General features: G+C 60.8%; 11 protein-coding genes. 4 read left to right on the forward strand and 7 right to left on the reverse strand.

Annotated features, from left to right (window positions below; all coding sequences use genetic code 11):
• The first annotated feature begins 20 nt into the window (after positions 1 to 20).
• The 4 genes from parC to ACO06O_RS08120 all read left to right on the forward strand — a co-directional run bounded on the left by parC (position 21) and on the right by ACO06O_RS08120 (position 3746).
• A complete protein-coding gene (gene parC / locus ACO06O_RS08105) occupies positions 21 to 2252 on the forward strand; it encodes a DNA topoisomerase IV subunit A (protein ID WP_421878081.1) in 2232 nt (743 codons plus the stop codon).
• The gene (locus tag ACO06O_RS08110; protein ID WP_421878083.1) at positions 2180 to 2662 is read left to right on the forward strand and encodes a DUF6314 family protein; all 483 of its coding nucleotides are present in this window, start codon (positions 2180 to 2182) and stop codon (positions 2660 to 2662) included. Before parC ends, ACO06O_RS08110 begins: the two co-directional genes overlap by 73 nt.
• Before the next feature lie 28 nt (positions 2663 to 2690).
• On the forward strand, positions 2691 to 3059 hold the full coding sequence (locus tag ACO06O_RS08115) for a cupin domain-containing protein (RefSeq protein ID WP_421878085.1): 369 nt from the start codon (positions 2691 to 2693) through the stop codon (positions 3057 to 3059).
• Between the two features lie 72 nt (positions 3060 to 3131).
• A complete protein-coding gene (locus ACO06O_RS08120) occupies positions 3132 to 3746 on the forward strand; it encodes a biotin transporter BioY (RefSeq protein WP_421878087.1) in 615 nt (204 codons plus the stop codon).
• 51 nt (positions 3747 to 3797) lie between these two features.
• On the opposite strand, the gene ACO06O_RS08125 is transcribed toward ACO06O_RS08120, so the two are convergent.
• The 7 genes from ACO06O_RS08125 to ACO06O_RS08155 all read right to left on the reverse strand — a co-directional run bounded on the left by ACO06O_RS08125 (position 3798) and on the right by ACO06O_RS08155 (position 13349).
• Positions 3798 to 5606 (reverse strand): TRAP transporter large permease, encoded by a 1809-nt coding sequence (locus tag ACO06O_RS08125; RefSeq protein WP_421878089.1) that lies wholly within the window; start codon positions 5604 to 5606, stop codon positions 3798 to 3800.
• Positions 5606 to 6124, reverse strand: a complete 519-nt coding sequence (locus ACO06O_RS08130) for a TRAP transporter small permease subunit (protein WP_421878091.1) — start codon at positions 6122 to 6124, stop codon at positions 5606 to 5608. Before ACO06O_RS08130 ends, ACO06O_RS08125 begins: the two co-directional genes overlap by 1 nt.
• 96 nt (positions 6125 to 6220) lie before the next feature.
• Positions 6221 to 8893: a TRAP transporter large permease subunit gene (locus ACO06O_RS08135; protein WP_421878093.1), complete on the reverse strand. Its 2673-nt coding sequence runs from the start codon at positions 8891 to 8893 to the stop codon at positions 6221 to 6223.
• Between the two features lie 98 nt (positions 8894 to 8991).
• Positions 8992 to 10047, reverse strand: a complete 1056-nt coding sequence (locus tag ACO06O_RS08140) for a TRAP transporter small permease subunit (protein WP_421878095.1) — start codon at positions 10045 to 10047, stop codon at positions 8992 to 8994.
• Positions 10048 to 10253: 206 nt separating this feature from the next.
• Positions 10254 to 11354, reverse strand: coding sequence for a TRAP transporter substrate-binding protein (locus ACO06O_RS08145; protein WP_421878097.1), 1101 nt, complete (start codon positions 11352 to 11354; stop codon positions 10254 to 10256).
• 210 nt (positions 11355 to 11564) lie between these two features.
• Positions 11565 to 12326: an arginyltransferase gene (locus tag ACO06O_RS08150; protein WP_421878099.1), complete on the reverse strand. Its 762-nt coding sequence runs from the start codon at positions 12324 to 12326 to the stop codon at positions 11565 to 11567.
• A 45-nt stretch (positions 12327 to 12371) separates the two neighbouring features.
• The gene (locus tag ACO06O_RS08155; protein WP_421878101.1) at positions 12372 to 13349 is read right to left on the reverse strand and encodes an alpha-E domain-containing protein; all 978 of its coding nucleotides are present in this window, start codon (positions 13347 to 13349) and stop codon (positions 12372 to 12374) included.
• Positions 13350 to 13355: the final 6 nt, after the last annotated feature.

Genomic DNA, 13355 nt, shown 5'->3' on the forward strand with positions numbered 1-13355 from the left:
AAGCCTGAGGAGAGTAAGGTATGTCCGAAGAATCAGCCGCGCTGGATATCCGCCCGACCGCGCTCGCGGACGCTTTAAGCACGCGCTATCTGGCCTATGCCATGTCCACGATCACGTCACGGTCTCTGCCGGACGCGCGGGACGGGCTGAAGCCGGTGCATCGGCGACTGCTTTACGCCATGCGCGAATTGAAGCTGAACCCGGATTCCGGCTTCAAGAAATGCGCGCGTATCGTCGGTGACGTCATGGGTAAATATCACCCCCATGGCGACCAGGCGATCTATGACGCGATGGTGCGTCTGGCCCAGGAATTCGCGGTGCGTTATCCGTTGGTCGACGGTCAGGGCAATTTCGGCAATGTCGACGGTGATAACCCGGCGGCCATGCGCTATACCGAGGCGCGGCTGACCGAAACCGCCAACCGCCTGTTGGCAGGTATCGACGAGAATGCCGTCGACTTCCGGTCGACTTATGACGGCGAGGGCGAGGAGCCCATCGTCCTGCCTTCCGCCTTTCCGAACCTGCTGGCGAATGGCGCGGCCGGGATCGCAGTCGGGATGGCGACGTCCATCCCGCCGCACAATGTTGCGGAACTTTGCGATGCGCTGGGGCATCTGATCCGCCATCCGAATGCGTCGATCCAAAAACTGACCGAATTCGTGCCGGGCCCCGACTTCCCGACCGGCGGCATTCTGGCCGAAAGTCCGGAGGCGATCACGGAGGCCTATGCGACGGGGCGGGGTTCCTTCCGCATCCGGGCGCGTTGGGAAGTCGAGAAGCTGAAAGGCGGCCTTTGGCAGATCGTCGTCACGGAAATCCCGTATCAGGTCCAGAAATCCCGCCTGATCGAGCGGATCGCGGAACTTATTCAGGAGCGCAAGGTCGCGATCCTGGGCGACATCCGGGATGAATCCGCTGAGGACGTTCGGATCGTCATCGAGCCGAAATCCCGCAATGTCGAGCCTGAAATGCTGATGGAAAGCCTGTTCCGTCAGACCGATCTGGAAACGCGTTTCGGGCTGAACATGAACGTGCTGATCGAAGGCGGCAAAATTCCGAAGGTCGTCAATCTGCGTGAGGCGCTTCAGGCTTTCCTCGATCACCGCCATGACGTGCTGATCCGGCGGTCGGAACACCGCAAGGATCAGATCGAACGCCGGATGGAAATCCTGCAAGGCTATATCATCTGCTATCTGAATCTCGACGAAGTCATTCAGATCATTCGGGAAGAGGATCACCCGAAACAGGTGATGATGGAACGGTTCGACCTGACGGAATTGCAGGCGGAATCGATCCTGAACATGCGTTTGCGCAGCCTGCGGAAGCTCGAAGAGTTCGAAATCCGCAAGGAACATGAAGCCCTTGCCGAGGAATTGGCCGGCATCATCACCCTTCTGGGCGACACGGACCTGCGCTGGAAGCGCATCGCGGAAGAGATCAAGGATTTGAAGAAGGCCTATGGCCCGGACAGCGCGCTTGGCCGACGCCGGACCGAAATGGGCGAGGCGCCGAGCGGGGTCGTCGTCCCACTGGAGGCTATGATCGAGAAGGAACCGGTCACGGTCGTTTGTTCCGCAAAGGGCTGGATCCGCGCGATGAAAGGCCATCTGGGGCCGGATGCGGATATCAAATACAAGGAGGGCGACAGCGCGCGTTTCGTGCTGCCGGCCCAGACCACGGACAAACTGCTGGTTTTCTGCAGCAATGGACGGTTCTACACGCTGGGCGCCGACAAGCTACCCGGCGGGCGGGGCAATGGCGAACCGCTGCGCCTGATGATCGATCTTCCGAACGATCATGAAATCGTGTCGATCACGGTGCACGATCCGGAGCGCAAACTGTTGGTCGCATCCTCCGACGGTCGGGGCTTCCTGGTCGCGGAAAAGGACGTCGTCGCCCAGACCCGAAACGGCAAACAGGTCCTGAATGTCAGTGGGAAGGTCGAGGCGGCCATTTGCCGTCCCGTCGCCGGTGCGGATGACAGCGTCGCCGTGATCGGCAAGAACCGTAAACTGTTGGTCTTCGGCCTCGACGAATTGCCGGAAATGGGCCGGGGGCGCGGGGTGATGCTGCAAAAGTATCGGGACGGCGGCTTGAGCGATATCAAGACCTTCGCACGTGCTGACGGCCTGACTTGGCAGATCGGCGAGCGCACGCGTACGGAGGCCGATCTGACAACATGGGTCGGCAAACGCGCCGCCGCCGGTCGGATGCCACCCGCAGGCTTCCCGCGATCCAACAAGTTCGATTGACGCCAATCGCGCATAATTTCGATCCGGGAGGTCGCTGGCGGCTCACCAGACTGGTCTTCGACCTCTCGGGGGGGAAGTTTCTACGCGGTACGGGCGAAATGCATGCGGCCGCGGACGGGGCGGGGCTGTGGCGGCTGCAAGAGACCTTGATCTTCAACGGATTTGAAGCCCGGCGCGACTCGCTTTGGCAACTCGAGGGGCAGTCACTGCATCTGCGCTATGCCGACGGTGCGCCGCTGGTCGTTCTCGACCTGACGCAGGGGACGGCGGAAGATGCGCATCTTTGCGCTCCTGACCGGTATCTGGCGCGGTTCAAAACCCTGGGGTCGGATCGGTTCAAACTCTCCTGGCGGGTCACAGGCCCGCGCAAGAACTACGCTATGGTGACGGGCTACCGGCGCCTGGGTTAGTATCGTCCCAAAACAGAAAGGGACGGACATGAAATTCGCCTATCAGCACGCCAAGGACGGGGTTTTCGACGATAAGGGATTGAGATCCTTCTTTCAGTACAGGGATTTAGGCATCGATGCTGCGACTGGCGGACGGTTCCATGCCCAGGTCATCCGGGCGGCGGAAGCCTGTACCGAGGGGACCGGCCGGCATACGCACACGCTCGATTTCCAAATGGTCTATGTTCTGCAGGGCTGGGTGAAATTCTGGTATGAGGGCGAAGGAGAGGTCACGTTGGAGAAAGGGGCCTGCGTCCATCAACCGCCGGGAATTGCGCATGAACTGATGTCCTGTTCGGATGATTGCGAGCTTCTGGAGATCACGTCGCCCGCACTGTTCGAAACACATGACGCGTAGGGGTTTTTCCGCTATAAGCGCCTCCGACCCCACTAAACGATAGACTTAATTGCAGCAAAGGGAGTTGCAGATATGTCCAATGCGATCGCAACGATGCCGACCTTGGCCGACACGCTCTGGCGTGCCGAAGGCCAGGCCCGGTGGGTTCGCAACGCAATTTTGATCCTCGCGGGTTCCGCCCTGATGGCGATTGCCGCGAAGATCAACGTTCCGATGATCCCCGTGCCGATGACGATGCAGACCTTCGCGGTCCTGGTCATCGCCATGGCCTATGGCTGGCGTCTCGCCGGCGCGACCCTGCTGGCCTATCTGGCCGAGGGCGCGATCGGCCTTCCGGTCTTCGCATCCGGCGGCGGGCTGCTTTACATGGCCGGCCCGACGGGTGGCTATTTGGTTGGTTTCTTCGTGGCTGCCGTCACGGTCGGTTTCCTGGCCGAGCGCGGCTGGGACCGTGGGCCTATTGGCACCTTCGCGGCAAACACGATCGGCACCTTCTTGATTTTCGTCTTCGGCTTGGCGTGGCTGACCTATCTGGTCTCGCTGTCCGGCGACAAGACGCTGGCGGAGGCCTTCGGTGTTGCTGTCGCGAATGGCGTGACGCCGTTCCTGATCGGTGCGGTCACCAAGATCGCCCTGGCGTCCATCGTCCTGCCGCTGGCGTGGAAGACGTTCGGCAAATTGCGCTGAGCCTTCTGATTGCGGAATTGGGAAAGGCCCGGCGGCGACGCCGGGCCTTTTCTATTGCCCGAAGACGATGCCGGGCAGCCAGGTGCTGATACCCGGCCAAGCCCAGATCAGGGCGATGGCGACAATTTGAAGGGCGATGAAGGGCAGGACGCCGCGATAGATGTCACGGGTACGCACGCTTTCCGGCGCCACGCCTCGCAGGTAGAACAGAGCGAAGCCGAAAGGCGGGGTCAGAAAGCTGGTCTGCAGGTTCAGCGCCATCAGGACGCCCAGCCAAACCGGGTCAATCTGACCGCTCAACAGGAGGATAGGCGCCACGATCGGGACGACGACCAAGGCGATTTCGACGAAATCGAGAAAGAATCCCAGCACGAACATGACGGCCATGACCGCCAGAAGTGCCCAGAACCCGTCGCCGGGCAGCGCGTGCAACAGGCCGGCGATGATCTCGTCGCCGCCCAATCCCCGGAATACGAGGCTGTAGAGCGACGCGGCGATCAGGATGGTGAAAATCATCGCGGTGATCTCCACCGTCCGCCGGTTTACATGAGACAGGATGCCGGCAGCGTGGCAGCGATAAAAGGCGACCCCGATGCCCCAAAGTGCGATCAGGCAGAAGAAGCCCGCCAGCCATGCGGTCGCGTGTTCCAATGATCCCAGGTCGCTTCTGCCCAACCGGAAATCGACCGATAACGTCATCAGGGCGAGGGCGATAAGGGCTGCACCCGCTGCATTGATGGGAAGATTCCCACGGCACGCCAACCGATAGGATGTCCGTCGCAAGAAACCGGTGCGGGCCGCTAGGGGGACGGCGAGGATACCCAGAGCGGCAAAGAGAGCGGTCATCTGGTGGAAGTGTTCGGTCCCGGCAAACAGAACGGCGCCCAGTATCGCGCCGGACAACAGCCCCCCGAGGCTCCAGCCGATCGCTTCGAACCGTTTGATGGGCAGCTCGTCGCGCCCTGTTGCCGCTTCCGTGTTTCGGGCGGCCAGAAGGGTGGCGCCTATGGCACCGACGGAGGCTGCTTCGCCGGGAGGCGCGATTCCGAACAGGATGGACCCCAATACGGCGACAATCAGCAGAACCGGGGCCGCCAGCGCGCCCAGCAGTGCCTTCGTGCCATCCTGCTTGTCCCGATCCTGGACCGGCGGGGCGGAAGTGGGACGCATTGTCCCCTGAACCACCAGATAAACGACGAAGAGTGCGACCAGCACCAAACCCGGCAGTAACGCCCCGGCGAACAGATCCCCGACCGATACCGCTTGGGGCGTGAAGTCCGTGTTTCCCGCGGCCCAGGCCTGTTGCTGCAGATGGCTTTGTGCCTCCTGATAGGCGGCGGAGATCTGATCCCCCAGGATCACCAGAACGATGGACGGCGGGATGATTTGTCCAAGCGTTCCGGCGGCGCAGATCGTTCCGGCGGCTAGGGAAGGGGCGTATCCCGTGCGCAGCATGGTCGGCAGGGAAATCACCCCCATGGCGACCACCGTCGCGCCGACGATCCCGGTCGATGCGGCCAGGAGAGTGCCGACTAGGACAACCGAGATCGCCAAGCCGCCGGGCAGGCGGCCGAACAGTCCGCCCAAGGCCTGCAGAAGGTTCTCGGCGACGCGGCTGCGTTCGAGCATCACGCCCATATATACGAACATTGGAACGGCCAGGAGGGTATCGTTTGTAATCGCGCCGCCGAAAATCCGGGCCGGCAGATTTCCGATCAGACCGTCGAGCCCGACCCAACTGCCCAGAGCGGAGAAAAGCAGCGCCACGCCCGCCAATGTGAATGCGACCGGAAACCCGGCCATCAAGGCCGCACAGGTTGCAACCAGCATGGCCGCGACAAGGAACGTCGCGGGGTCCACTATACCCGTTCCCGTTGCCTGAGGCGCAACGCCAGACGGATGGCGTTGGCTAAACCTTGCAGAATTAGGAGCAGAGCGAAGAGCGGGATAGTCGTTTTCAACAGAAAGACGAGTGGCAGGCCGGTAATCTCGCGGGATCCTTCCAGGATGCACCAGCTGTCCAACGCATAGGGCAGGGACAGGATCAGGACGGCCGTCGCGAAGGGCAGCATCAGGAGGAGGGTGCCCGCAAGGTCGATCCAGTGCCGTCGGCGTTCGGTCAGATCCCGGTAAATCAAATCGACGCGCACATGACCGTTCCGTAGCGCCAGATAGCCCGCGCCCAGCATGAAGACCATGCCATGCAGATAGAGCACCATGTCCTGGACCAGGATCAGGTTCTCTCCGAAAGCAAAGCGCATGACCACGATCCCGAACTGGATGGCGACCATGAAAGTCGTCATCCAGGCGGCGGCGGCGCCAATGGCCTCATTCAACCGATCCACCGTGCCGGCAAACCATTCGCTGAATTCCGCCAAGACCGGCCTCCCTGCCTGCGATCCGCGTTCTTAGGAAGCATTTCCCTTGGGAACGCGGATCGCGCGGGATCTCGTCTTTCCGGGCGTGATCCCGGATCAGAAGTGCAACGAGATATCCCGATGTCCGGAGTTACAGGACGCCACAAACAGCGCGACATCCCGCGGCAGACGTTCCTGCTGACGAAGCCCGATCGTGTTGGAAATGGCCGACTGATAGGCCTCCACATCCGCTAGGAGACGTCCTGCCGCTTCGGTACGCCAGGCGACTTCCTGGTCGAGGATCTGAAGAGCTTCCTGCAGGAGTTGGATGGCCTCGTCCGGATTGGGAACGTTCGATCCGCCGGATCGCATCGCGCGCCGCGCCTTGGACAGGGCGGATCGGATGTCACCGGCGCTTTCGACCTCTCCGACACGGGATTCGATGTCCTTGAACGCCTCTTCCAGCGGCTCGGGTTCGGCCGTGCGAATGACGTTCTCCAGACCGGCGACGTCGCCGCGCAGGGCGCTCAGTTGTTCGCCTCCGCGCAGGATGCGTGCGAAAACGACGATCGGCTCATACGCACTGTCGACATTCCGCCGGTAGGTACCGGACGCCTTCTTCTCTTCCAGCAGGACCTTCTTGAAGGCCGCCTGTGCGTCTTTCCATTCCGCCGGGATGGCAGCGGTGAGGGCTGCGCGCTCCGCCGCCAGTTCTTCCAGATCAGCTTTCGCCTTGGCAATTCCAGATTCGTCGTCCGGCGAATTGCGTTCCAGGCGCGACAAGCGCTGTTTGGTCGAATCGGTCGCTTCCGTGTTGTCGTCCAACTGCCGCTCAAGCGCGCGAACTTCCTGCTGCAGCGGGCGGTAGGCGGGGGCAGCGGCTTCGATCGCTTGGGCAGCCGTACGAACTTCGGCCAGCGCAGCCGGTGCTTCGGCGGCCAGTTTCAGTGCATCCTGCACACTCTTTGCGACATTCTTCGGAACGCCCGTCATGTCCCAATTCTGGGCGGAGGCGATGGCGCTTTGGATTGCGTCTCCGTTCTCGGCAAATTCTTCCGAGATATAGTCCTCTATACAGGCCTGCAGGCGCGGGTTGGCCGGAGGCGGGGCGGTCTCGGACAGAAGGGACATCCGCAGCGGCAGGTAGTTGACCAGCGCGGGGTTGGCCCCGACGATGATCAATGCCAAGAGCTGCAGCGCGATGAAGGGAACGACACCCTTGTACATCTGCACCGTTTTGACCACAGCCGGCGCGACGCCACGCAGATAGAACAGTGCGAAGCCAAAGGGCGGGGTCAGGAAGCTGGTCTGAATGTTCAGACCGATCATGACGCCAAGCCAAACAGCCGTGACGTTAGCGGTCGGATCGGCCAGCAGGATCGGGGCAACGATCGGCACGACGACGACGGCGATTTCGATGAAATCCAGGAAGAAGCCCAGGATGAAGATCACCGTCATGACGATGATGAACTGGGTCCAGAACCCGCCGGGCAGACCGTGCAAGAATTCCTTCACCAGTTCTTCGCCGCCGAAGCCCCGGAAGGCGGCGGTCAGCATTGCGGCGCCCAGTAGGATGATGAAAACTAGCGACGTGGTCTTGGCGGTTTCGATCAGCACACCCCGCATCGTGTTATCGATCTTGAAGGTGCGCCAACCGCTCCATACCACGGCAATCAGGAACAGCACCGTCGTGATCGATGCAAGGATGACCCCGATCAGGTCGGCATTGCTGTTGATGGCTTTGATATTGACGTGGAAAACCGAGGTGATGACCAGCGTGGCCGCGATGGAGACCGACGCGAGGATTGCCGGCCAGTAAGCACGCGGGCGGCCTTCATAAAGGCGATAACCGGCCATGACCATGGCGCCGACCGCACCGACCGCGCCAGCCTGGTTGACCGTCGCGATGCCGGTGATGATGGAGCCCAGGACGACGAAAATCAGCGTCAGCGGCGGCACGAGGGCCAGCAGGATCTTCGCCAGGAACTTCCGGTCATACTTACCCTCGAACGGAACGGGCGGGGCGATGTCCTTCTTGAGGAACGCGACGACCAGGATGAAGACCATGTAGACGGCGACCAGGACAAGACCGGGCAGCATGGCGCCCATGAACATGTCGCCGGCACTGGTGGATACGACACCGAAGTCGCTGGGCATCGAGAATTCGCCGGTCGCCTGCTTGTACATCGCCTGGCGCGCGGTTCCGGCCTGGTCGACGGCGTTCGACAACTGGTCGGCCAGAATGATCAGGACGATGGACGGCGGGATGATTTGGCCCAGCGTACCGGAGGCCGCGATCGTACCGGTGGACAGCCAGTTGGCGTAGTTGTTCCGCATCATCGCGGGTAGCGAGATCAAGCCCATTGCGACGACGGTCGCACCGACGATCCCGGTGGTCGCGGCCAGCAGCGCCCCGACAAAGACCACGGCGATGCCAAGCCCGCCACGGACCGGACCGAAGAGCTGCGCCATTGTGATCAGCAGATCCTCGGCGATCTTCGAACGCTGAAGCATGATCCCCATGAAAACGAACAGGGGAATGGCGATCAGCGTATCTCGTTCGACCTCCCAGTAGACGCCGCGGAAGTTGGTCACCCCCGCGCTGAGCCAGTTGCTGGCACCGCCTTGATAGAAGTAGACGTCCGGGGAGCCTTCGAGCAGATAGCCGGTAAGGGCGGCAATCGCGACGGTCAGAATGGCCGAACCGGGCAGGGAGAAGGCAACCGGAAATCCGGAGGCCAATGCGCCTGCCATCAGCACGATCAAGAGAAGAAGAAAAAACAGTTCCATAGGCTTAGCTCTTTATCTGACCGCGTTGCCGCGGATTGTTCGCCATCCCAAGTCCGGGCGGCTGTCACCAGGGCGGTTCCGATTCCCGAGAGAACCGGTCAATGGGCGCCGGCTTGCGAGACTTCGCGCTTGCCGGGATCGCCGCGCCAATCCGCCAGGCCCTCGAACATCAGGCTGATGAACTGCACCGCCATCGTAACCGCGAAAATGCCAAGGAAGCCCGCCATCCAGAATTTCACATACATTCCGAAACCGGACTGGGAGACTTCGTAATTGGCCAAGGGTGCGTTGATGATGCTCGACTTGTCCCACATGCCGAAGATCAGGATCGTCCAGCACAGCGCGATGCCCATGAAGAGGGCGCCGCCCGCATTGACCATGCCCTTCAAGCGTTCCGGGAATCCCGAATAGAACACATCGACACGCACATGCCCGTCGTCGAACAGGGTGTAAGCGCTCGCAAAGAGGAAGAGGGCACCATACCAGAAACGAACAAGGTCGCCCTGATAAGCCTGTTCGTAGGAGAAAACGAAGCGCGTGACGACGATCAGCAATTCAGCGGCGACGATCAGCAATCCCAGCCACTGGAAGCCCAGATCCCTGACCTTGGCCGCGATGATGAGTGAGGCGATGATCAGCGGGAAATGCACATAGGGACCGCGAAAACGGGATCGGCCCAGTTCGGTCGTCATGTCGTCGCCAACGAACGCGCTCAGCATTCCTTCCACTCGAAGAAACGAGATGAATGCATCCGCTAGCCCGATCAGTAGCACGGACCAGAATGCCGCGCGAATAATGTAGTTTGTGATGCCCGACAGCATGTTGGCATCGGCCCGAAGGGCACGACCAGACGTTCTCAGACACGCCACAAAGGCCAGTACGGAAACCACTGCGTAAGCCAGAAACTGGACGACAGTCTGGGTGATTCCAGTCCCATCCGTCGGGACATTCTTGGCCCCGTCCGCCAAGCCGATGAGACCGAAAAACGGCATGGCGCCGGGCCAGTCCCACCAGACGTTCAGGTAGTTGTTTATGACATAAACGAAAACGGAAAGCACAATGGCCCAGCCGAATGCGCGCATCAGCCAGGCATTGGAGCCGCTGACGTCGATCCCGTTATGTAGATCGGCTGTCGTTTCTGATGAAGTAGTCATTCCCGCCCCATAGTGTGAGTCGCAATGGACAGGATCGGCCCCCTACCGATCGCGTCGGCGTGCCCAACTCTCACGCCTTATGACGCTCGTCTCCCTGCAGCGGCGGCTATTGCCGTTACCGATGCGGATATGCCGGGCAACATTGTCCAAGGCCCGCAAGAAGGACGGGGTCCGAAGACCCCGTCCAATCCCGCAGATTTCCTGGATTAAACGCCCAGCACGCGGTTGCGCTGCTGAACATAGGCAGCGTCCGCGAGGTTCGCCCAGCCGCCGATATCGGAACGAGCGGCAACGAAGCTCTCGTGGATTCGGTTGGCCAGGTCGCTGTGCGCCCGCGCTTCTTCGAAGACTTCTTCCGAGGCTTCGCCGAAGGAGTCGTAGACGTCGTCGTTGAACTTACGGACCTGCACGCCCTGCTCCTGAATGAGCTTGCGCAGATAGGTACCGTTGTTCGCGTTGAACTCGGACATCATGACGTCGTTTTCTACGGTGGCCGCCGATTCGATCAGCAGACGATCGATATCGGTCAGGCTGTCCCACCAGGCCTTGTTCACGCCGCAAGCCAGCATCGAACCCGGCTCGTGGTAACCCGGATAGTAGTAGTACTTGGCGGCTTCGTAGAACTTCATCGCGTAATCGTTCCACGGACCAACCCATTCCGTGGCCTCAATGGCGCCCGAAACCAGGTTTTCGTAGATCTGACCGCCCGGCAGGGAGACCGGCGAGGCGCCCAGCTTGGCCAGAACGTCGCCACCCAGGCCCGGCATACGCATCTTCAGACCCTTCAGGTCGTCGGCCGAGTTGATCTCTTTGTTGAACCAGCCGCCCATCTGGACGCCGGTGCTGCCGCACATCAGCCCTTTGATGCCGAATTCGGCACCGAGCTCGTCCCACAGCTCCTGACCGCCGGCAAAGCGGACCCAGGCGTTCATTTCGGTGTAGGTCAGGCCGAACGGAACGGCGGTGAAGTAAGCCCAGCCCGGGTGACGGCCTTTCCAGTAGTAGTCGGCGCCGTGATAAGCTTGGGCGTTGCCGGAGGCGACTTCGTCGAAGGCGTCGAACGCACCGACGCGTTCACCCGCAGCGAAGTACTGAACCTGGATGCGGCCTTCGGACAGGTCCGAGACGCGCTGCGCGAAACGCTGCGCGCCGGTACCCAGACCGGGGAAGTCGCGCGGCCAGGTCGAGACGATGTTCATCTCGACACGGTCTTGCGCGATGGCCGGCTTGGCAAAATTCGATGCGGCGGTAACAGCGGCCGCGCCTGCGGCAACCGTACCTGCTTTAAGGAAATCGCGACGTTTCATGATTCTCCCTCTTCGTGACGTCCCGTTCGCCTTGCCCGGCCGCGACCTCGCGTCGCGGTCAAAGCAGGCGATGTTCTAGCTACTCCAGTGCGGGTTCAGCCTTTTTGACGGAACCTTTTTCCGGAAGCAGCCATTTTGTTCGATCCTGTCGCCAGAACCGCTTAACTTGACGTTATAACGCAAATTTGGTCGCCTGCAACAGCAACAGCGTTAATCGGCCTTGCACCGCACAATTGCTGCCCATCGGGCCGGATCATCGATCTCTTGCCAGCCGCCGCGCGTGTAACCTTCCAGAGGACGAAAGCCCGCCTTGTAATCCATTTTAGGGCTGCCAGGTACCCAAAAACCCAAATAAACAAAGGGCTTCCCGGTGCGCTTTGCGAGATCGACCAGGCTGAGAATCATATGGTTGCCCAGGCTGCGCCGGTCCTCGTCCGGATCGAAGAAGCTGTAAACGGCGGAGTATCCGTCACGCAATCTGTCGGCGATGCAGGTCGCCATCAGTTTCCCGTCGTCCCGCCGCCACTCCAGCAAGCGCGTATCGACCGGACTGGCGACAACAAGGTTCGAATAGTCCCGTATCGTCATCCCCGCCATGTCGCCGTCGCCGTGGCGCGACCGGACATAGCGGCTGAACAGCCTGTACTGTTCCTGTGTCGCCATCTGGCCGACATCCGACATGGACAGGTCGTCATTGCGATTCCGGGTCTTGCGGTACCGACGCTTGTTTTCGAAATCCGCAACCCTGATGCGAACGGGGATACAGGCCTGACAGTCCCTACAGGTCGGCCGGTAAACGATATGATGCGATCGCCGGAAACCGAACTGGCTCAAATGTTCGAACGTGTCCTGGGCGTTTGGTCCGCCCAGTTCCATGAACAATTGCTGCTCGACCAGCCCGTCCAAGTACGGACAGGACATCGGACCGGAACGATGGAATACAATCGGCGCGAGGGGACGTTGATGGCTCATGAACGCTGCCCCGTCAGTCCGTCATGCGGTACGAAAGGTCCATAGTCAGGCGGCATCCTCTTCTTCTTCGACATGACCGAAATAGGCGACGGCCATGGCGTTGGCCACTTCGATCAAGTCCAATTGAACGGCATCCAGGAACTCATGCATGCCATAGGAGATGATGGCATCGATGTCCGTGTCCTCCAAGCGCCGATGAATAACGTCGACAGCCGCCGCGACACGGTCGCCCCGCGTCAGTTGGAACGTGTAGATCAGCTGCGACAGCAAGGTCGAGATTTCGCCGATGCAATAGCGCACGGATCGCGGGAAACGATTGTTGAGAACCAGGAACTCCGCGACCTTTGTGGGTTCGATCCCACGCGGGTGAACGCGTCTGTAGGCGTGATATCCGGCCGCGGAGCGCAGCAGGGCATTCCATTGGCTCAAGTCCAGGATAGATCCCACCTCGCTGACATCAGGCAGCAACGTGTGGTATTTCACGTCGACCAGCCGCGTGGTTTGGTCGGCCCGTTCCACATATTTGCCGAGCTGATAGAAGTACCAGCCCTGATCCCTATAGAAGGTGCCTTCGGTGATCCCGGAATGCGCTTGGCACGCAGTCCGGACCCGGTCGCAGAAGCGGGCGATATTCGGTACCGACGAGGGTCCGGCCGAAATTGCCAGCAATTCGTTGTAGAAGACGTTCAAATGGGTCCACATCTCGGTGGAGATCAGCGGGCGCAGGGTCCGGGCATTCTCCCGCGCCGCACGGAATGACGATAGGATCGATGTCGGGTTTTCCCGGTCCAGCATGTAGAAATAGGAAATGCTGGTTGGGGAGGGGGTGCCGTGCAGTTTCCGGAATCGGTCCCGATCCGCATTCAAATCGATGATCGCGTCCCAATTGTGGGCGCCGCGCCGGTCCCGGGTGAAAACCTCGTTGACCTCCAGGAGGCGTGCCAGGTTGTTTGCGCGTTCCACATACCGGGCCATCCAATAGATGTCCTCGGCATAGCGGGCCAATAGGCTGAGTTGCGTCATGGTTCC

Origin of the sequence: Pacificispira sp., from assembly GCF_965228185.1 — a bacterium.
Taxonomy (GTDB): domain Bacteria; phylum Pseudomonadota; class Alphaproteobacteria; order UBA8366; family Aestuariispiraceae; genus Pacificispira.

Bases quoted from the DNA above. Each gene is read 5' to 3' on its own strand.
- parC (WP_421878081.1), top strand. From the start codon at position 21: ATGTCCGAAGAATCAGCCGCGCTGGATATCCGCCCGACCGCGCTCGCG.
- ACO06O_RS08110 (WP_421878083.1), top strand. From the start codon at position 2,180: ATGGGTCGGCAAACGCGCCGCCGCCGGTCGGATGCCACCCGCAGGCTT.
- ACO06O_RS08115 (WP_421878085.1), top strand. From the start codon at position 2,691: ATGAAATTCGCCTATCAGCACGCCAAGGACGGGGTTTTCGACGATAAG.
- ACO06O_RS08120 (WP_421878087.1), top strand. From the start codon at position 3,132: ATGTCCAATGCGATCGCAACGATGCCGACCTTGGCCGACACGCTCTGG.
- ACO06O_RS08135 (WP_421878093.1), bottom strand. From the start codon at position 8,893: ATGGAACTGTTTTTTCTTCTTCTCTTGATCGTGCTGATGGCAGGCGCA.
- ACO06O_RS08140 (WP_421878095.1), bottom strand. From the start codon at position 10,047: ATGACTACTTCATCAGAAACGACAGCCGATCTACATAACGGGATCGAC.
- ACO06O_RS08145 (WP_421878097.1), bottom strand. From the start codon at position 11,354: ATGAAACGTCGCGATTTCCTTAAAGCAGGTACGGTTGCCGCAGGCGCG.
- ACO06O_RS08150 (WP_421878099.1), bottom strand. From the start codon at position 12,326: ATGAGCCATCAACGTCCCCTCGCGCCGATTGTATTCCATCGTTCCGGT.
- ACO06O_RS08155 (WP_421878101.1), bottom strand. From the start codon at position 13,349: ATGACGCAACTCAGCCTATTGGCCCGCTATGCCGAGGACATCTATTGG.